The sequence below is a fragment of the Xylanivirga thermophila genome, assembly GCF_004138105.1.
In the GTDB taxonomy this organism is placed as follows: domain Bacteria; phylum Bacillota; class Clostridia; order Caldicoprobacterales; family Xylanivirgaceae; genus Xylanivirga; species Xylanivirga thermophila.
The window spans coordinates 91,371-112,806 of record NZ_RXHQ01000004.1; the positions used below are offsets into that span (position 1 = coordinate 91,371).

At 36.5% G+C, this 21,436-nt stretch carries 19 protein-coding genes and 2 other annotated features; all 19 genes read right to left on the reverse strand.

The genetic code is table 11. From position 1 onward, the window contains the following. Positions 1 to 109: 109 nt before the first annotated feature. Complete coding sequence (locus tag EJN67_RS03690; RefSeq protein WP_129722556.1) at positions 110 to 379, reverse strand: IreB family regulatory phosphoprotein; 270 nt, start codon at positions 377 to 379, stop codon at positions 110 to 112. Positions 380 to 478: 99 nt separating this feature from the next. Continuing rightward, complete coding sequence (alaS, locus tag EJN67_RS03695; RefSeq protein ID WP_129722559.1) at positions 479 to 3,118, reverse strand: alanine--tRNA ligase; 2,640 nt, start codon at positions 3,116 to 3,118, stop codon at positions 479 to 481. Between the two features lie 232 nt (positions 3,119 to 3,350). Further along, positions 3,351 to 4,394, reverse strand: coding sequence for an AI-2E family transporter (locus EJN67_RS03700; protein ID WP_129722562.1), 1,044 nt, complete (start codon positions 4,392 to 4,394; stop codon positions 3,351 to 3,353). Positions 4,395 to 4,442: 48 nt separating this feature from the next. Next, on the reverse strand, positions 4,443 to 4,604 hold the full coding sequence (locus tag EJN67_RS13980) for a hypothetical protein (protein WP_165000711.1): 162 nt from the start codon (positions 4,602 to 4,604) through the stop codon (positions 4,443 to 4,445). Between the two features lie 16 nt (positions 4,605 to 4,620). Then, on the reverse strand, positions 4,621 to 5,154 hold the full coding sequence (locus EJN67_RS03705) for a PRC-barrel domain-containing protein (RefSeq protein ID WP_165000712.1): 534 nt from the start codon (positions 5,152 to 5,154) through the stop codon (positions 4,621 to 4,623). A 133-nt stretch (positions 5,155 to 5,287) separates the two neighbouring features. Continuing rightward, positions 5,288 to 6,871, reverse strand: coding sequence for a phosphoglycerate dehydrogenase (gene serA / locus EJN67_RS03710; RefSeq protein ID WP_129722567.1), 1,584 nt, complete (start codon positions 6,869 to 6,871; stop codon positions 5,288 to 5,290). Positions 6,872 to 6,896: 25 nt separating this feature from the next. Next, positions 6,897 to 8,051 (reverse strand): pyridoxal-phosphate-dependent aminotransferase family protein, encoded by a 1,155-nt coding sequence (locus EJN67_RS03715; RefSeq protein WP_129722569.1) that lies wholly within the window; start codon positions 8,049 to 8,051, stop codon positions 6,897 to 6,899. Positions 8,052 to 8,105: 54 nt separating this feature from the next. Then, positions 8,106 to 8,322: a binding site (T-box leader), on the reverse strand. A gap of 121 nt (positions 8,323 to 8,443) precedes the next feature. Next, complete coding sequence (locus EJN67_RS03720; protein ID WP_129722572.1) at positions 8,444 to 9,739, reverse strand: replication-associated recombination protein A; 1,296 nt, start codon at positions 9,737 to 9,739, stop codon at positions 8,444 to 8,446. Continuing rightward, positions 9,736 to 10,989, reverse strand: a complete 1,254-nt coding sequence (locus tag EJN67_RS03725) for a serine hydroxymethyltransferase (protein WP_129722574.1) — start codon at positions 10,987 to 10,989, stop codon at positions 9,736 to 9,738. Before EJN67_RS03725 ends, EJN67_RS03720 begins: the two co-directional genes overlap by 4 nt. Positions 10,990 to 11,140: 151 nt before the next feature. Then, positions 11,141 to 11,470: a thioredoxin gene (trxA, locus tag EJN67_RS03730; RefSeq protein ID WP_129722577.1), complete on the reverse strand. Its 330-nt coding sequence runs from the start codon at positions 11,468 to 11,470 to the stop codon at positions 11,141 to 11,143. Beyond that, entirely contained in the window at positions 11,460 to 11,912 is a 453-nt protein-coding gene (locus tag EJN67_RS03735) for a SoxR reducing system RseC family protein (protein WP_165000713.1), read from the reverse strand. Before EJN67_RS03735 ends, trxA begins: the two co-directional genes overlap by 11 nt. 27 nt (positions 11,913 to 11,939) lie before the next feature. Next, positions 11,940 to 12,656: a tRNA threonylcarbamoyladenosine dehydratase gene (locus tag EJN67_RS03740; protein ID WP_129722583.1), complete on the reverse strand. Its 717-nt coding sequence runs from the start codon at positions 12,654 to 12,656 to the stop codon at positions 11,940 to 11,942. 83 nt (positions 12,657 to 12,739) lie between these two features. Continuing rightward, positions 12,740 to 14,521 (reverse strand): aspartate--tRNA ligase, encoded by a 1,782-nt coding sequence (gene aspS, locus EJN67_RS03745; protein ID WP_129722586.1) that lies wholly within the window; start codon positions 14,519 to 14,521, stop codon positions 12,740 to 12,742. 6 nt (positions 14,522 to 14,527) lie between these two features. After that, positions 14,528 to 15,799, reverse strand: coding sequence for a histidine--tRNA ligase (gene hisS / locus EJN67_RS03750; RefSeq protein WP_129722589.1), 1,272 nt, complete (start codon positions 15,797 to 15,799; stop codon positions 14,528 to 14,530). 65 nt (positions 15,800 to 15,864) lie between these two features. Further along, positions 15,865 to 16,084, reverse strand: a binding site (T-box leader). A gap of 34 nt (positions 16,085 to 16,118) precedes the next feature. Further along, positions 16,119 to 17,600, reverse strand: a complete 1,482-nt coding sequence (gene hemZ / locus EJN67_RS03755; RefSeq protein WP_129722591.1) for a coproporphyrinogen dehydrogenase HemZ — start codon at positions 17,598 to 17,600, stop codon at positions 16,119 to 16,121. Positions 17,601 to 17,617: 17 nt separating this feature from the next. Continuing rightward, positions 17,618 to 18,238: an MBL fold metallo-hydrolase gene (locus EJN67_RS03760; RefSeq protein WP_129722594.1), complete on the reverse strand. Its 621-nt coding sequence runs from the start codon at positions 18,236 to 18,238 to the stop codon at positions 17,618 to 17,620. Positions 18,239 to 18,249: 11 nt separating this feature from the next. Then, on the reverse strand, positions 18,250 to 18,699 hold the full coding sequence (gene dtd, locus EJN67_RS03765; protein WP_129722597.1) for a D-aminoacyl-tRNA deacylase: 450 nt from the start codon (positions 18,697 to 18,699) through the stop codon (positions 18,250 to 18,252). An 11-nt stretch (positions 18,700 to 18,710) separates the two neighbouring features. After that, positions 18,711 to 20,867 carry a RelA/SpoT family protein gene (locus tag EJN67_RS03770; RefSeq protein ID WP_129722600.1) on the reverse strand — a complete coding sequence of 719 codons (2,157 nt, stop codon included), beginning with the start codon at positions 20,865 to 20,867 and terminating at the stop codon, positions 18,711 to 18,713. Positions 20,868 to 20,909: 42 nt separating this feature from the next. Beyond that, positions 20,910 to 21,422, reverse strand: coding sequence for an adenine phosphoribosyltransferase (locus EJN67_RS03775; RefSeq protein ID WP_129722602.1), 513 nt, complete (start codon positions 21,420 to 21,422; stop codon positions 20,910 to 20,912). Between the last annotated feature and the right edge of the window lie 14 nt (positions 21,423 to 21,436).

Here is a 21,436-nt window from a genome sequence, read left to right on the forward strand (position 1 = left end):
TCCTAAACTAATATAACCGTGCAGCCGATTATTTATGAATAAAACTACAATAGCCATACAATACTTACCCTTAAATATATCAAGTAGTAAAGATAGGATATCTGTAGTATTATAAATCTTTAATATTTTGCTCCATATAATACCGTATTAATTCTTCCAGAAGCTCGTCCCGTTCCAAACGTCTAATTAATGAACGTGCATTGTTATGGCTAGTAATATAAGTAGGATCACCAGATATAAAATATCCTACCAGCTGATTAATAGGATCATATCCCTTTTCCCTCAGTGCATCGAATACCTTTAGGAGTATATCATGTGGCGTATCTGATATATCTTTTGCAATTCTAAACTGCACAGTTTCCTGACGATCACGATCCATAAAACATACCTACTTTCCAATATCTACTTAATATCTATAATACTTCATTTATTGGTTTTTTTCAAACATTAAATTTAATTATTATTGTTTTTGTTTTTATTAAGCTAACTGGGTTGCCAATATTTTTTCTACATATTCCAATGCTTTATCAACCTTACTTGGATCTTTGCCTCCCGCCTGAGCCATATCGGGTCTTCCACCCCCGCCTCCTCCGGCCACTTTTGCAACTTCCCTTATGAGATTACCAGCATGAATACCTTGTTTGACAACATCCTTTGTAGCTGCGGCAACAAAAAACACCTTGGATCCTTGAGTTGAAGCCAATACCACAATACCTGAACCTAATTTATCCCGCAAAACATCCGCCATTTTTCTTAGCCCATCCATATCCTGTTCATCAAGTTTAACTGCTATATAACTTATACCGTTTACCTCTTTCTTATGCTTCAGTATATCATCCAAAGAATTGATGGCAAGCTTACTCCTAAGCATATCTATCTCCCTTTGCTTATCCTTTATCTGCCCAATTAGCATATCGATTCTTTTAGGTAAGTCCTGTGTGCTAGTCTTTAATTCTACAGTCATCTCTTTAAGTATATCATCAAGCCTTACCATATGCATATAGGCATTCATGCCTGTTATTGCTTCTATCCTTCTAATACCTGCAGCAACACCAGACTCACCTAATATCTTAAATACTCCCGCCTGGGCAGTATTTTTAAGGTGTGTACCACCACATAATTCTATGCTAAAATCATCTATTTTAACTACCCTTACTATATCGCCATATTTTTCGCCAAATAATGCTGTAGCCCCCATATGCTTTGCATCATCAAAAGATGTTTCAATTGTCTCTACATCCATAGATTCCAGTATTTTTTCATTTACTATCTTCTCTACCTTTGCCAATTCCTCGTCGCTAAGGGGTGCAAAATGAGAAAAATCAAATCTAAGTTTATCTGGAGCAACAAAGGACCCTGACTGCTCTACATGATTCCCTAGCACCTCTCTTAAAGCTTTATGCAAAAGATGGGTACATGTATGATTTCTAGTAGCTGCCATTCGTAGATTCTTATCTACTTTTGCCGTTACTTCTTCACAAGTAGATATGGTACCTTCTACTACTTTACCTTTGTGAATAATACGATTCCCATATATCTTTTGTGTATCTTCAACAACTATTTTCCCATTATCACCTTTTATTATGCCCTTATCTCCTACCTGGCCTCCACTTTCTCCATAAAAAGGTGTTTTATCTAACAATAGAATCACATTGTCATCTTTTTCAGCCTTTTCGCAAAGTTCATTATCCTTTATTATATTAATCACTTTACTTTTAGTTTCAAGAACATCATAACCCTTAAAAGCAGTAGAAATATCAGTATCTATTACATCATATAAATTATCTTCTGTTCCCATATAATTAGTCTCATGCCTAGCAGACCTCGCCCGTTCACGTTGAATTTCCATTTCTTTTTTAAAACTTGACTCATCAACGTCCATGTTATGCTCTGCAAGTATCTCCTTTGTTAGATCCAATGGGAAACCATAGGTATCATATAATCTAAATGCCCTTTCTCCGTCTAATTGATGTATATTATTTTTATCCATATCTTCTATAAATGTCTGTAGTATGGATAAACCTTGATCTATGGTTTGATCAAAGCGCTCCTCTTCCATCTCGATTACCTTTAATATATAATCTCTTTTTTCCTTAAGCTCAGGATACGCCTTATGTGACTCCCTTATTGCAATATCAGCTATCTGACTCAAAAAGGGCCTATCTATACCAAGCAATTTGCCATGCCTTGCCGCACGTCTAAGCAGTCTTCTAAGTACATAGCCTCTTCCTTCATTAGAAGGAAGAATACCATCTGATATCATAAAAATAGTCCCACGAATATGATCAGTTATTACTCTTAAGGAAATATCTGTCTTTTTGTTCTGCCCATATTGTACTCTTGCTATGTCACTAACTCCCTCCATGATCTTCCTTATAGTGTCTACTTCAAATAGAGAATCTACCCCCTGCATAATTGCAGCGATCCTCTCCAATCCCATACCCGTATCTATATTGGGATGTGACAGTCTAGTATAATTGCCTTCTTCATCCTTGTTAAATTGTGTAAAAACCAGATTCCAAAATTCTACAAATCTATCACAATCGCATCCTATAGCACAATCTTCCTTGCCGCATCCCTTATCTGGCCCCCTATCAAAGTATATCTCAGAACATGGACCACAAGGGCCTACGCCTATTTCCCAAAAATTATCCTCCTTACCCATACGCACAATACGCTCAGCAGGAACACCTATTTTATCATGCCAAATATCAAATGCTTCGTCATCGTCTTGGTAAATTGTAACCCATAATTTGTCTACAGGTAGTTTCAAATCTTCAGTAATGAACTCCCATGCCCAACTAATAGCCTCTTCCTTAAAATAATCTCCAAAAGAGAAATTACCTAGCATTTCAAAGAATGTACCATGTCTAGCAGTTATACCTACTCTTTCAATGTCTGGAGTTCGAATACATTTTTGGCATGTAGTAACTCGCTTCTTTGGAGGTACTTCCTGCCCCGTAAAATATGGTTTAAGAGGCGCCATACCTGCGTTTATCAATAATAAACTTTTATCGCTTTTAGGTACAAGCGAAAAACTAGGAAGTACCAAATGTTCCTTACCCTCAAAAAATCTTAAAAATCTCTCTCTTACCTCGTTTAATCCCAGTTGTTCCATAAGAATTCCCTCCGTTTTTTGCTGCCAATTTTAAAGAATAAGCGCCCCATTCCTATTTGGAAGGGACGCACACATATGTGCTAATTGATTTTACCGAAACACTCACTCTAAACTGAATTATATAAAAGCTAGTTATATTTGTCAATATAAATAAAAATGATCTACAATTCACAATATGGACTATATTGGTATAAAACTTAAGTAGGCTTATGCTATACTCCTAGAAATTATTTTAACCTATAGAAACAATACTCCTATATAAATTTTTAAGTATTATTCTAAGTGTAAGCATAACAGGTATAGCTAGGAACATGCCCCCTATCCCAAAGAATAAACCACCTATCCACAAACCTAATATTATATATACGGGATGTATCTCCATATGATGCCCCATCATCTTAGGCGTTATTACATTACCCTCTAGCTGTTGCACTATAATAACTACTATAATAGTCCATACAAATTTCTGGGGACTGCTTAACAATGACATTATAGCCGCAGGAATAGCCCCTAAGACCGGTCCAAAATATGGTATTATCTCAAATATTCCGCAAATAAGACCTAGCACCAGCGCATATGGAAGCCTTATTATCAAAAACCCTATAGTGGAAAATATACCTATTATCAATGATATAAAGAGCTGTACCCTTATAAACTGTCTAAGTACCATATGTATCTCTGATACCATTTGTATAATATTCGGTCTCCATTTATATGGAAGAATATTTATGCTAATTTCCTTAAAATGCTCTCTATCCTTTAAAAAATAATAGCTTATAATAGGTACCATAAATAATTCACCGATATGCATTATCCTGTCTATTATGTTACTTACAAATGAGGTAATCCCTCCAATGATTTTTGCTTGTAGCTTTTGTATATACTGATGTATGCTAAGCATTAAAGTATCTGGTAAATCTATTTTTTCAAATTTAAGCTGCAAGTTTTCTATAAAATCTTGTATTTGCAATGTAAACTTAGGAAGATTCTTTATAAATGTGTTAAACTCTCGCCCTAGAATGGGCATGAACAATAAGATAAACAATATAAATACAAGTGCTATGGTAATAAATAATACAAGTGCTGCCAAATATGAAGGCATCTTTTTCTCTAATGGCTCAACTAACGGTACTAGAATATACGCTAATGCAGCAGAATAAAAGATTATCTTAAGTACACTTATAACCTTCGTCCATTTCCATATTATTATACTGCCTAAAATTATTATTACCAATAAGAACAATACAATATTTCCCCATTTAATTTTCCTTTGCATATTTTATTTCCTTTATCTTAACAAATTGAAAAGGGACATAAGTCCCTTCTATTTTTTTAACGTTATACGATAAAATCCATCTACTATATTTCTCCCGCCATCAAGTATCCTTCTCCTTGTTCTTTTATCCAAACGGGGCATTATAAACATACTAGCAGCCAAACCAAACATGCTTCCTCTTATAAAACCCCTTATATACCTATTTTTCAAAATATCACATCCCTTCCTATTCTAGTTTGTTAAAAAAAATATTTTTTATTCCCTTATTATAGGGTTTTATATCATCCTGCTGATTATAACCTATTATAAGAGCTTCCATATCATTATTGTATGGCAATCTACAGGATATAAAGCTTCGCCCTTGTACAAAATCATCGAAAAAGCCCTTAGATATTTCATAGCCTTCTACTCTGCCCGTTTCACTATCTATTAATATATCACTTACCTTTCCAATCTCATACCCATCTTCCCTAAGTACCCTTGCACCAATCATAGATACACCTATATTATCCGTATTTATAATACGAGAATCTTCATTGGGATAACTTACTATAACCGCATATCTTCCCAAAGATATTATATCTTTGTTTGATATTAAAGCACCTTTCGTGTTCAAACCCTTTGTGTTTATTACGATTCCAGATATTCTATAATTATCCGGGGTAAAAATAACATTTATAATATACCCTAGCTGTTCACCTGTATAGTTGGATAAAACAGGCAATCCCATCAAATTTTCTCGCCTTATTAAGTCACCCATATCAATCATTCCCCTATTTTTAGTATAAAGTCTCATACTATATTTTTTGTATTTAGCAAAAAAAGATGCGGTACATAAATTGGATAATATAAAAAATCCCCCGATAACTCTTGTCATCGGGGTGCAAAATTAATTATAAATTTATTTGACATACCTTTAAAATACCATCTACATTCTCCATCATCTTAATATTCTCTTTAGATAGGGCATTATCTACGTTCAAGATCATTAGAGCTTCTTCATTTCCTTTTATCCTGCTCACCTTCATAGAAGCAATATTAATGCCGCTAAGTCCTATAATAGTACCTATCTGGCCTATAACTCCCGGTTTATCTATGTTCTTTATGACCAGTATATGGGGTGTAGGTACAATATCCACATCATATCCAAAGAAATTGACAATCCTTATCTCTTCTTTTCCGAATATGGTGCCAGCAAATGTAGTACAACCTTTCTTGGTATATATCTTGAGACTAACAAGATTTGTATAATGTTCAAGCTTTCTAGTTACACCCTCTACCACTTCGATACCCATATTTTTTACAATAAACTCAGCATTTACGAAATTAACCCGTTCTTCCACTATGCCATTTAAAAGTCCAGATAGATAGGATAACGTTATAAGTTTCGTTTCCTGTTCTATTATATCTCCACTATAGGTAATCTCAACTTTTTTAATAGGTTCATCATCTATGGCATAATATAATTTACCCAAAATCTCTGCCATCTTAAGATAAGGAGATAATATATCCATATCATGTACCCTCAAACCCGATAGATTTACTGCACTTACAATATTGCCCTTAAGAGCCTGTGATACCTGTTCAGCAATGGCAATACCTACATTTTCCTGAGCTTCCATTGTAGAAGCACCCAAATGGGGAGTAAGCACTATATTATCAAGCTGTAAAAACGGGTGGTCAAATGAACCATCTTTAGGTTCAGTTTTGTATACATCCATGGCAGCACCGGCTATTTTCTTTTCCTTCAACGCATCAAAAAGGCCCTCTTCATCCACAAGTCCACCACGTGCACAGTTTACAATCATCAAATTGGGTTTTGCCATATCCAATTCCTCTTTTCCTATAATCCCCAAAGTCTGATCAGTCTTTGGAAGATGTAGAGTTATAAAATCCGCCCTCTTCATTATCTCTTCTACTTTGGTAACCTTTTCTACCCCTATTTTTTCAAAGCGTTCATCATTTATATATGGATCATAGCCAATAACCTTCATACCAAATGCCCTTAATCTAGTGGCTACTATAGATCCAATACGACCTAGTCCCATAACTGCTACCGTTTTTCCAAATAACTCCGTGCCTTTATATTTACCTCTATCCCATCTATTTTCCTTAAGACTCATGTTTGCTTGGGGTATTTTTCTAGCTAACGCCAGCATAAGGGCTATTGTATGCTCTGCAGTAGAGATATTGTTACTCGTAGGAGTATTTACTACTATTATACCCTTCAAAGTAGCCGCTTCCAAATCGATATTATCAACTCCATTACCAGCCCGACCTACTACCTTTAAATTTACTCCCCTATCCAGTACCTCTTTTGTAACTTTGGTTGCACTTCTAACTATAATAGCATCATAATCACCTATGCATTCGAGGAGCGAGTCGGGAGTAAGATCCGTTTTGATATCCACATCAAATTGGTCTTTCAAGAGATCTATACCACTCTGAGCTATCTTTTCTGCCACAAGTACCTTCATATTAGTTCCCTCCTATTATTTAATACTATTTTATATCATTCATTGCCTTTTGTGCTGCTGATAAAGCTGAACCCGGTTCAACCTCATATCCAACTTCCAGCAAAGCCATCTCCAATGCAGAAAGGGTTTTTAGTACATCAAACTCATCTACATAGCCCATATGACCTATGCGCATTATCTTGCCTTTTAGATGCTGTTGACCCCCGGCCACCATAATATCGTATTTAATATTTAAAATCTTTCTTACCTTCTCTATATCTATACCTTCTGGTGCTTTTATAGAGGTAATAAGGTCAGACATGTATTTCTCATCGGCAAAAAACTCAAGTCCTAATGCCTCTACACCTGCTCTACAAATATTCGCAAGCCTTTTATGTCTTTTAAATGTATTTTCCAATCCTTCGTCCAATATCATATTGAGCGACTCAGTAGCTGCTATTATAAGGGCTACTGCCGGTGTATATGGAGTAGTGTTTTTATCAAGGGATTTTCTATATGCTAAAAAATCAAAATAAAATTTAGGCATCTTAGACTTTTCTATTGCCGCCCACGCTTTATCGCTAACGCTTACAAATGCCAATCCAGGCGGGAGCATAAGTGCCTTCTGCGAGCCGGCTATTAATATATCGATTCCCCATTCATCAGTCTTTATCTCCAAACCACCTAAAGAGCTTATGGCATCTACTACAAATATACAATCTCTATTTTTTAATATCTCTCCGATGCCCTGTATATCATTTGCTACACCAGTTGATGTTTCATTATGGGTAGCCAACACACCTTTTATATCCTTACCCTTTTCACTATTCAATATCTTTTCTATTTCCTTTGCATCTACACCATTACCCCATGAAATATCCATAGTAATAACATTTAATCCATAAGCCTTTGCTATCTTTACAAATCGATCACCAAATACCCCTGTATTAGCCACCAACACCTTGTCGCCAGGTGAAAATGCATTTATAATAGCAGCCTCCATACCACCTGTTCCAGATGATGCAAGGGTAAGCACATAATTGGATGTTTGAAATACCTTCTTTAATCCGTCGTTCATTTGAGAAAAGAAATACTCAAACTCTTTGGTTCTATGGTGAATAATTGGCCTTTCCATGGCTTCTCTCACCGCATAAGGTACATTTGTGGGACCAGGTGTCATAAGCAACTTATCCCTTTTCATATCAATTCCTCCTCATTTTAAATATTAATTTTGAATATAAAAATCCCGTCCTTTTTCAAGGACGGGATTATAATCGCGTGGTGCCACCTTGTTTTGTCTGTCCATCAAATATCAATGAAGAACAGACCTCAAAAGATATAACGGTCTTACCCGATCATGGTTATTTCCCATGCGGTTCCAAGGTGGATTCAATAAATACTTTAGCAGTTTCCACTCACCACTGCCTCTCTTATAAAAGCATTTATCTACTATTCCTTATCATTACCAGTTTTAACTTAATATTTATTTATAAATAATTGTATATTATGCAAATACTTTTGTCAATACCTTTATGTCCTTTTTTGCAAGTTCCTTTTATTGAACTTGCAACACGTTTTATTGAACAAATATGTTCAGGCTTTATCTCCTAAAATTTCGTCTAATCTTTTCTTTATATTTGCTTCAATGCCAGAATTTTTGGGATAATAATATCTTGCTCCTTCAAGCTCATCTGGCATATATTGCTGTACTGCCCTGCCAGAAGGATAATCATGAGAATATTTATAACCTATTCCATGCCCCATCTCTGCTGCGCCCTTATAATGTGCATCCCTAAGATTCGTTGGAACTTGACCAATTTTCTTCGTTCGTACATCTTTTAATGCCTTTTCTATACCCATATATGCAGAATTTGATTTTGGTGAGCATGCCACCATAAGTGCTGCTTCTGCTAAGATTATGCGACTCTCAGGCCATCCTATAATATGCACCGCCTGTGCAGCTGCTACAGCTACCTGCAAGGCTGCAGGATTTGCAAGACCCACATCCTCAGCTGCCGCTATTATAATACGCCTGGCTATAAACTCCGGACTTTCACCACTCTCTATAAGTCGTGCTAACCAATGGAGCACTGCATCAGGCTCCATATAGTTGCGCATACTTTTTATAAAAGCACTTGCAACATCGTAATGGTTATCTCCATCCTTATCATATTTCAAGGCCTTTTGTTGAATACATTCTTGAGCAACATCCAAATCTATTGTAATATTACCTTCATGATCCTTGTCCGTAGTTAATACAGCTATCTCTATAGCATTTAAGGCTATTCTAGCATCCCCATCGCTCATCATTACAATATGATTGATTGCATCTTCAGAGATATTCACGCTGTAGTTTCCTAGGCCTTTTTCTCTATCCTTTAAAGCTCTACATATGAGTTCCTTTATGTCTCCATCATCCAAAGGTTCAAATTTGAACAAAGTTGTCCTAGATAACAAAGCCTTATTTACTTCAAAATAGGGGTTCTCTGTAGTTGCACCAATGAGTATAATATCTCCATTCTCCACATAGGGCAACAGTACATCCTGCTGAGACTTATTCAATCTATGAATTTCATCAAAAAATAGTATAGTTTTACCTTTGGGATTTAAAAAGTAATTCTGAGACTCTGCTGTAACTTCCCTTATATCCTTTACTCCCGCCGTTACCGCATTTAACTGTTTGAATGGATATTTTGTTTCGTTTGCTATAATCTTTGCCAGGGTAGTCTTGCCAGTTCCTGGTGGGCCATAAAATATCATTGAGGATAGTCTATCGGCCTTTATAGCCCTATATAAAAGTTTACCCTTTCCTACTATATCCTTTTGACCAACAAATTGTTCCAACGTGGTAGCTCGCATTCGAGCAGCAAGGGGGATATTTTGACTCATTTTATCACTGTCCCATCATATAGTGGATATTTTAAGCATAGATTATTTACTATATTGAGTATTTCCTGCCTATTACCTTCTATATCAGAGATAGAAAGGGCTATGGCTCTGGCGATATCTATCATATCATTTTCTTGCATCCCTCTAGTTGTTACAGCAGGTGTACCTAAGCGTATACCACTAGTTACGAATGGACTCTGGGGATCAAATGGTATAGTGTTTTTATTGGCTGTTATTCTAACAGAATCTAAATTCTTTTCAGCATCTTTCCCCGTTATATCTTTATTCCGCAAATCTACCAACATGAGATGATTATCCGTACCACCAGATACTAGATCAAAACCTTCATCTATTAAAGCTTTAGATAGCGCTCCTGCATTTTTTATAATTTGATTTTGGTATTGCTTAAATTGTTCTGTTAATGCTTCCTTGAAACAAACAGCCTTGGCAGCAATTATATGCATAAGAGGACCACCTTGTGTACCTGGAAATATAGCCTTATCTATTGCCTTTGCATATTTTCCCTTGCACAATATCATACCGCCCCTAGGACCCCTTAAAGTTTTATGAGTAGTTGTAGTAACAAAATCTGCATAGGGTACTGGATTAGGATGAAGACCAGCTGCTACCAACCCTGCTATATGTGCCATATCCACCATTAAATATGCTCCTACTTCATCTGCTATTTCCCTGAATTTTTTGAAATCTATGATCCTTGGATAAGCACTAGCACCTGCTACTATCATACGCGGTTTGTGCAATAATGCCAGCTTTTCAACTTCATCATAGTCTATGAGATTTGTTTTTTCATCTACCCCATATGGCACTATTTTAAAATATTTTCCTGATATATTCACAGGACTACCATGAGTAAGGTGTCCTCCATGGGATAAGTTCATACCCATTATTGTATCACCCGGATTTAGCATAGCAAAATAAACTGCCGTATTGGCTTGTGCCCCTGAATGTGGTTGTACATTTGCATGTTCAGCACCAAATAGCTGTTTGGCTCGTTCTATAGCAAGACTCTCCACTATGTCAACATACTCACAGCCACCATAATATCTCCTACCTGGATATCCTTCTGCATACTTATTAGTAAGATGCGTACCCATAGCAGCCATAACAGGGAGGCTCACGAAGTTTTCTGATGCAATGAGTTCTATATGGTTTTGCTGCCTTAAAAGCTCCTGTTCCATGGCATGCGCTAGCTCTGGATCTGCAGTATATATTTCTTTCAAATCTATCATAGCTGATCTCCTTCCGTATATTTTTCTAGCATTTTTGGTTATTGTTCGTATTTTTATTATACTGGCAATACTTTTCTTTTACAAGCTTTTTTTGTAGAATCATGCAAAAGGGACCAGAATTTGATTCTGATCCCTTTTTGATGTATATTTCTTACAATACCTTCTCTATCATTTCCTCCAAATCTGCTTTAGGTCTTGCACCTATTAGCTGACCAGCAATTTTTCCGTCTTTAAATATAAACAGAGTAGGTATGCTCATCACTCTATATTGAGCAGCTAGTTCGTTCTGTTCATCTACATTGACCTTGCCTACTTTGATCTTACCATCATATTCCTCTGCAAGCTGTTCCACGATAGGCCCGATCATCCTACAGGGCCCACACCAGGCAGCCCAGAAATCGACCAATACCGGAATATCGGATTTGAGTACCTCATCATCAAAATTATTTTGAGTAAGAGTAAGCAATTTATCACTTGCCATTTTTTCTATCTCCCTTCTTTTTGCTACTAACTATTCCCACCATTTGGGGTAAAAATTTATTTGTTTTTCTAAACACAGGATCCATCATCTTTATAACCAGATATGTTACTGCTGTTAATATTATACCCAAGATAGCTCCTGTAAGTTCTCCATTTATCCCCAAATTATTACCTATGGCATATCCTGAAAAGACACCTATAAGTAAGGCAACTAACGGAATAAGATACAAAATGGCTGAAGCCTTTAAAAACTGCTGAGCCGGCAATTCTATTTCTACCATATCACCTACGGTACCCTTTAAATCATTTTGTATTTTTAATCTAGTTTCTTTATCGGTTGTGCCCATCTCACAGGCACCACACTTACTACAAGCTTCTGACCGCTTTACACTAACAATGGCATATGATCCTTCTATGTCTACAATCCTGCCCAGTTCTTTCACTATGCCCAGTCCTCCTTGGTATCATATCTATAGACTTTGCCAATCTATCAAATCCTTTACCACTTCACCGGCAATTATAAGTCCCACGACTGATGGTATAAATGATATACTGCCAGGACTTATTTTTCCTCCTTCACTCCGAATAATCCTATTAGGCTTTATTGGAGTTTCAGTAGAATATACCACCTTAAGAGAATCAACTTTTCGCTTTTTTAATTCTTTTCTTAGAACCTTTGCTATTGGATCTGTCGAAGTTTTATATATATCGCTTACATTAAACTTTGTAGGATCCAACTTATTACCTGCTCCCATACTGGATATTATGGGGAGCTGCAGCTGTTTACACGTTGTTATGAGGTCAATCTTTGAACTTATTGTATCTATAGCATCAACTACATAGTCATATGAGCACCACTCAAAAGAACATGAAGACGCTTTATCATAGAATATCTCATATGTTGTGACTTTAGCATCTGGATTTATATCCAATATCCTATCTTTCATCACTTTTACCTTTGGGTATCCTACAGTCTTAGTATTGGCATGTATTTGCCTATTTATATTAGTAATATCCACCTTATCAGCATCTACCAATACTAAATGTCCTATACCGCATCGTGCCAGTCCTTCTGCTACAAAGCTGCCTACTCCGCCTACACCAAATACAGCCACTTTACTACAGTTCAGCTTTTTCATAGCTGAGCTGCCCAACAATATCTCCGTTCTTGAAAATGCCTCATCCATTTTAAATCACCATTTCATCCCGTACTATTATATTTAACCACTTTATTGTTAGTCAAACACAAAGTATATTTTTTTCTAATAAATTATATATCGGCTTTTATATTAAGCTCTTTAAGCTGCTTTTTGTCCACATCCGATGGTGCATCAGTCATAAGATCGGAAGCGTTTTGTACCTTCGGGAAAGCTATAACATCCCTTATGGAATCTTCTCCCGCCAAGAGCATTACAAATCTATCCAGACCATAAGCCATTCCACCATGGGGTGGTGTACCATATTTAAATGCTTCAAGCAGGAATCCAAATCTATCCCAAGCCTGTTCCTTTGTAAAGCCCAATGCTTCAAACATCTGTTCCTGTAGTTTTGTGCTATGGATCCTTATACTGCCACCGCCTATTTCGTTACCATTTAACACGATATCATATGCCTTTGATCTAACCTTCTCGGGCGCAGTTAGTAAATACTCTATATCTTCATCCATAGGAGATGTAAAAGGATGGTGTTTTGCCTCATAACGCTTTTCATCCTCATTATATTCAAATAGTGGAAATTCCGTTATCCAAAGTAAGTTGTATTTTGAATCATCCATAAGGTCCAAACGTCTTCCTAACTCCAGTCTAAGCTGTCCTAATGACTGGAATACTATCCCATCCTTATCTGCTACAAAAAGAAGCAAATCTCCCACTTCCGCATCTAAATGCTTCATTATTCCTTGTAACTCTTCTTCACTCAAGAATTTAGTTATAGGTGATTTAAGACCATCCTCTGCCACATTTATCCATGCAAGGCCCTTAGCCTTATATATTTTTACAAAATCTACTAGCGAATCTATTTCACGGCGGGCAAATTTAGCACCACATCCCTTTGCATTTATAGCTCTTACGCTACCTCCACCTTTTATAGCGTTGCTAAACACCTTAAATTGACAATTCTTTACAATAGGGCTTATATCCTTAATCTCTAATCCAAACCTTGTATCCGGTTTATCGCTTCCATAACGCTCCATAGCCTCTTTGTATGTCATTCTAGGAATAGGCAGAGTTATATCTATTCCCAATGCATTCTTAAATATTTTAGCTATTAATTTTTCATTTATGCCTATAACATCATCAACGTCTACAAAGGACATCTCTATATCTATCTGGGTAAATTCAGGCTGTCTATCTGCCCTAAGATCCTCATCCCTAAAACAGCGTGCAATTTGATAATATCTGTCATATCCTGATAGCATCAAAATTTGCTTAAACAACTGTGGTGACTGGGGGAGAGCATAAAACTGCCCTGGATGCACTCTACTAGGCACCAAATAGTCACGTGCACCTTCAGGAGTACTCTTTGTTAGCATGGGTGTTTCAATTTCAATAAAACCTGCCTCATCCAAATACTCCCTAGCCCATTTGCACACATTATGTCTGAGCATAAGATTTCTTTGCATCCTAGGTCTCCTAAGATCTAGATATCTATGTTTTAACCTTACAGCCTCAGATACGTTTATATCATCTTCGATGCTAAACGGTGGAGTAGCGGCTGTAGACAATATTTTGAGTGTTTTAGCTGTAATTTCAATATAGCCAGTATCTATCTTTGGATTTATGGTATCTTCGGATCTCCTCACCACATCTCCCACCACTGCAATAACATATTCACTGCGTAAAGTTTCTGCCTTTTTAAAATCATCTGAACATTTTTCTGCATCAAATACTACTTGGATAATGCCTGTTCGATCTCTAAGGTCTATAAATATAAGTCCTCCTAAATCTCTTCTACGCTGTACCCAGCCCATTAAAACTACATTTTCACCTGCATTTTTTTCCCTAAGATCCCCACACATATGGGTTCGTTTAAGTCCTCCTAATAGTTCCTCCATGAAAACTCATTCCCTTCCATCTAAATTTGACATTATATATTGATCAACTTTTTCTATAGGTATAAGCATCTCCTGCCCGCTGTCCATATGCCTTATAGTGATCTTATCCTGTTTTAATTCGTCTTCACCTAAAACACAGACCAATGGGGCATTTTGCTTGTCTGCATATTTAAACTGAGCCTTTACACTCCTGTTTGTATGATCCATATCGGCTTTTACTCCCAACTTTCTAAGCCTGTCTACCAATTCAAATGCCTTCAATCTGGCATTAACACCCATTGTGACAAAAAAAGCATCATATCTGTTGCTATCCTGAATCTGTATACCCTGATTCTCCATAACAAGCAAAAGCCTTTCAATTCCCATACCAAATCCTACACCTGGAGTACTAGGCCCACCACATTCTCCTACTAATCCATCGTATCTGCCGCCACCACATACCGTACCTTGAGATCCTATGTTATTAGATATTATTTCAAATACAGTCTTCGTATAATAATCCAAGCCCCTAACTATCATTGGATTTACTTTAAAATCTAATTTCAAGGCCTTTAAATAGGATTTAAGCGCTTCAAAATGGGCTTTACAATCATCACATAGGTAGTCAAGCATTATGGGAGCACCACTTACTACCTTTTTACATCCCTCTTCCTTACAATCCAATATCCTAAGGGGGTTCTTAGAAAAACGCTCATTACATGTAGGACATAGTTTATCTAAACTGCCACCTAGATATTCCTTAAGGGCTTTGTGATATACAGGCCTACAGTTAGGGCATCCTATGCTATTTATGTTTAATTCAAGATTTTTTATATCTAGCTCTCTAAAAAGTGTAATGGCCAGATTGATAATCTCTGCATCCATTGATGCATCATCTGCACCGAATACCTCCACTCCAAACTGATGATGTTCCCTAAGTCTTCCTGCCTGCGGCCTTTCGTATCTAAATACAGGGGTTAGATAGTACATTTTTATAGGTTGGGGCTTGCTGTACAATTTATTCTCTATGTATGCACGGGCAGCTCCCGCCGTACCTTCTGGCTTTAAAGTTATACTTCTCCCGCCCTTATCCTCGAAAGTATACATTTCCTTTTGTACGATATCAGTAGTTCCACCTACTCCTCGCTCAAAAAGTTCAGTATGTTCAAAAATCGGAGTTCTCACTTCCCTAAATCCAAACTGCGCAGTAATATATCTTATTTTATTCTCTATATACTGCCATTTATATGAATCATAGGGTAAAATATCCTTCGTACCTTTAGGTGCTTTCGTAAGCACAGCTTCTCCTCCTTTATACTTATAATATTTTCATATTAAAAAAACCTCCCTATCCCATTACAATAAAAAGGGACGAGAGGTAATACCCGCGATGCCACCCTTGTTGGAGAAAAAATCCCCCACTCGGCTCATTGTAACGCCAAAGGCGGACATGCCTACTATTAAAGTTCAGCACGTCAGCTCCGGAGTGTCCTTCCTTAAGAGCATGGGTAAGATATGCTTACAGCCATGGCATATCATCTCTGATACCTGCAATCTAAGTACTCTCTCCATCATAGCTTTTAAATCTATATTTTATATTAATAATAAACTGATTATACTAAAAAGTCAACATGCCCTCTGTTTTTCTTTTTATCATCTCATCTATTCTTGATATGTACTGATTTATATTCTTTACATTTGGTACTCGCATTATTCTATTCTGATCTCTAAAATACAGTTTTGTTATGCCATTTGCACCAAATGCTACTATGCTCTGTTTTTCTTCCATCATTTGAATATTATATATACATTCATTCCCTGGAAGCCCATACCCAACATTTTCTGCATTACCCAGCATATATTTTTGCCTGTATAGGTAATAGGGTATATATCCGTTGCTATTTAGTAAATCATAGCAAATGTTTAGCATATCATCTGCCATTTCACTATCTATAAGGCTATAATCATTCATATGTTCTTTAAGCCTAGATGCCCGCTTTATGGCCAAGGTATGAACTGTTATATTTTCAGGCTTAAGTCTGCATATTTCACTCATAGTGCTATAAATATCCTCTTTCCCTTCGCCAGGCAGGCCTACTATAACATCCATATTGATAGATTTAAAACCTACAGCTCTAGCCATTTGAAAACAGTCTAGTATATCTTTTGCCGTATGGGCTCTCCCTATTTTTAGTAGGGTATGTTCATTCATAGTTTGGGGATTTATGCTTATTCGCCCGACCCCATACCGTTTCATTATGGACAGCTTATCCATATCCATGCTATCTGGTCTACCACCTTCTATGGTATATTCCTCTAAACACTCAACATCAATTATATGATCAATAGCTTCTAATAATATACCAAGCTGTTTTGAAGAAATTGAGGTGGGCGTACCACCACCTATATATAGACTTTGGATATTATATCCTTCTTTTTTTAAACTTCCAATAACCATTTCTAATTCATAAATAAGTGCCTGTATATACGAATCTACATTATCCCTGCAAGAGTCTATAGTATCTGATGGAAAAGAACAATATAGACATTTAGTTGTACAAAATGGTATATTTATATATATGGATATCTTTTTATCATCATTGTCTTTGAGTATAGGACGCTGTATATATGCAGTTCGTGTTAAAAGATGAGCCTTTTCCGAGGATACAAGATAATCATCCTTAAGGATCTTTAAAATATATTCCCGGTTTTCCCCTTCGTCAAGCATTTGATGTACTATCTTTGTAGGTCTTATTCCCGTTAATATGCCCCAATCCAAATCCTTACCCGTAATCTGCTCTAATATATTATATACACTGCGTTTTAATGCATTTTTGATAGACAGCCTACGCTTCTTAAATGAGGCATCTGTGCGTGTTCTCTGCATATCGGCATGCACTATATTCCCATCCATTTTAAGCTCCGAAATAGCTATTACTTCTCTCAATCTATATATATATTTACATTCCAACATGTAATCATTTTTGCCTAACATTATACAACTATCGGTTGCTCTTACCATATTTGCAGGCAAAAAAGCTCTGACCAAATCCGATATTTCAGTTGTAAATTCATATGGATATACCTTAATATAAAACATAAACACCTTCCGCCTCTTTATATAAAAGAATTATTCTGCCTTTCCTTACCTATAGTAGTAACACCACCATGACCGGGATATACTATTATATCATCATCTAGCACCATTAATTTTTGTTCTATAGAATTTATGAGTAAATCTTGATCTCCACCTACAAAATCAGTTCTGCCGATTGAACCAGCAAATAGTGTATCTCCTGTAAATATCGCTTTATCTGGTATCAATATACATATGCCACCTGGTGAATGACCAGGAGTATATAATACTTTAGCCTTAATATCTCCTATAGATAATTCATCCCCGTCCTGAAGCATCATATCCGGTTTTATCTGTATACATTCATTCCCCATAGAATAGGATAAATTTTTATATACATCCATAAGATTTGGGGCATCATCTCCATGTATTAATACCTTTGCACGTGTTTTTGCCTTTAGATATTTTACTGCTCCTATATGATCAAAATGTCCATGGGTAATCAATATATATTTTAATTTTAAATTATTATCTAGAATTTGTTTTAATATGCTCTCACCTTCACCACCAGGATCTATTACTGCGGCCTCAAGCGTTTTTTTGCAAAATAAGATATAACAGTTGGCATCAAATATACCTACCGGCATTTGTATGATTTTCATTTAACAACCTCCTAAAATAATTTTTTGCTATCAAGAAGGATTGTAACAGGCCCATCATTTACTATTTCTACCTTCATACATGCCTGAAACATGCCCGTTGCTACATATAGTTTTTCACATTTCAAACGCTCTATAAACTTTTCATAGTATTCCTTAGCCATTTGTGGAGTGGCTGCCTTAGTAAAACTAGGACGTCTTCCCTTCCTACAATCTCCATATAGTGTAAATTGAGACACTACAAGTACTTCTCCTTCTATCTCTTTTATTGATAAATTCATCTTACCTTGTTCATCTTCAAAAATACGCAAATTTATTATTTTATCAACCAGATACTTCAGATCCTTTTCTGTATCATCATTTTCAACACCTAAAAAAACCAGCAATCCTCTATTTATACTACCTATTAACTCTTCATCCACCTTTACACTTGCTTTGCAAACCCTTTGTACTACTGCTCGCATATTTTCACCTCTCATGTATTCATTCTGTGAACATCTAACACATCGGGCAGTTTTTTAAATTGCTTCATTACCTTGTCCAATTGGTTTATATTGTTTATCTCCAAATCAAGATTTATTATTACCTGTTTATTTTTATTAGTTCTAGCGCTTATGGCGTTTACATTTATATTCATCTCTGAAATAGCACGTGTTATATCAGTAAGAAGCGATTGTCTATCAATGGCAATTATCTGTATCTTAGCGCTATAGGAAGCCTTGTTTTGATCCACCCAGCTCACTTCTATAAGTCTATGATCCTCTAAAGAATCATCCTTCAGATTTATACAATCAGATCTATGGATGGAAATGCCACGTCCCCTTGTTATATAACCCACTATATCATCACCTGGAACAGGATTGCAACATTTTGCAAACCTTACAAGTACATTATCTATTCCCTTTACCCTTACACCTTTATCAGAGGAGGTAATAGGCTTTTCCACTTTTGCTGCCTTGGTTTCTAAAACAGCAGGCTCGTTCGGCTTAGTCTTTTTATATTCTTCTATAAGCCTTGATAATATCTGGTTTGTAGTTATGCCCCCATACCCTATTGCAGAATATATATCATCTATACCATGAAACCCATATTTTTTTAATATAGGCTCTAGCCATTCGCTATTCATAAGATCCGACAATACATAGCCCTGGCGCTTACATTCCCGCTCAAGCATCTCCTTGCCCTTTATTATATTTTCCTCACGTCGCTCTTTCTTAAACCACTGCTTTATTTTATTTTTAGCTTGGTTCGTCTTAACTATTTTTAGCCAATCTCTACTGGGTCCATGACTATTCGAGCTTGTCAATATTTCTATGATGTCTCCTGTCTGCAGTTTATAATCAAGGGTTACTAATTTCCCATTTACCTTTGCCCCTACACATTTGTTTCCTATATCACTATGGATATCATAGGCAAAATCTAATGGTACAGAACCTTTGGGCAAGTCTATAACATCACCCTTAGGTGTAAATACAAATACTTCATCAGCAAAAAGGTCTATCTTTAGAGTTTCCATAAAATCCTTTGGATCTTTTAAATCGCTTTGCCATTCCATCAATTCCCTAAGCCAAGCCAATTTATTATCCAGATCATCATTTGATCTACGCCCCTCTTTATATTTCCAATGGGCGGCTATTCCATACTCTGCAGTACGATGCATCTCCCATGTCCTTATCTGTATCTCAAAAATTTCACCCCGGGGACCTATAACCGTAGTATGCAGAGACTGATACATATTCGGCTTGGGCACAGCAATATAATCCTTAAATCGACCAGGAATAGGCTTCCATAAAGTATGAACAATACCAAGTACTCCGTAACAGTCCTTCACAGTATTTACAATCACACGTATAGCCAAAAGATCATATATTTGTTCAAAATCCTTATGCTGCATATACATCTTCTTATATATGCTGTAAAAATGCTTTGGTCTTCCAGCTATTTCCGCATCTATCTTCATCTCATTAAGCTTTTCTTGCAATGTTGTTATTATCTCGTCAATATCTTGCTCGCGCTCTTTCCGCTTTTTGGCTACCTTGTCTACTAAATCATAATAACCTTTTGGATCTATATAACGAAGGGAAATGTCTTCGAGTTCCCATTTTATTTTGGATATACCCAACCTATGTGCCAATGGTGCATAGATTTCCAGAGTTTCATAGGCCTTTTCCCTTTGCTTTTCTTCATTTACATATTCTAATGTTCTTAAATTATGCAGTCTATCAGCTAATTTTATAATTATAACCCTAATATCCCTGGCCATTGCAAGAAACATCTTGCGCAAGCTTTCCGCCTGCTGCTCTTCTTTGGTCTTATATTCTATGCGACCAAGTTTTGTAACTCCATCTACCAATTTCGCTATCTCCGGGCCAAATTCATCGGTTAACTCTTCTAATGTCACCCCTGTATCCTCTATCACATCATGGAGCAATCCTGCGGCAACCGTATCTGCATCTAGTCTTAAATCCATTAGAATGTGAGCCACTTGAACAGGATGAACTATATAGGGCTCGCCAGATGATCTGGTTTGCCCAGTATGGGCTTTTTCTGCAAAAGTATAGGCTTTTATTATTTTATCTACATTTTCTTCATTATATATCTGCATTGCTCTAGATTTTAATTCTTCCAACATGGCTCACACCCTCTCCACAGACAAGATATTTTATTAATTTACTCAATACTGGACTGAAGCCTTTACATCATATCCTTCCAGCATTTTTCTCCCATCCAAATAAGTAAGTTCTATTATAAATACAATTCCAACTACAATTCCACCTAATTTTTCAACCAATTTAGCAGTAGCTAGTGCAGTTCCTCCGGTTGCCAGCAAATCATCTGCTACTATGACCCTTTGTCCTGGTTTTATGGCATCCTTATGTATTTCCAAAGAATCTGTACCATACTCTAGCTGGTATTCATATTTAACAGTTTCTCCAGGTAATTTGCCAGGTTTGCGAACAGGAACAAATCCTACTCCCAAGCCATATGCCAAAGGAGCTCCTATTACAAATCCCCTAGCTTCAGGGCCTACAACTATATCGGCATTCTTATCCCTACAATATCCCACAAGTGTATCTATAGCACAATTATAGGCCTCCTTGTCCTTGAGAAGAGTAGTAATATCCTTAAAACTAACACCTTTCTTTGGAAAATCTGGAATTTCTCTTATCGTTTCTTTTAAATCCATGGCTAATCCTCCTT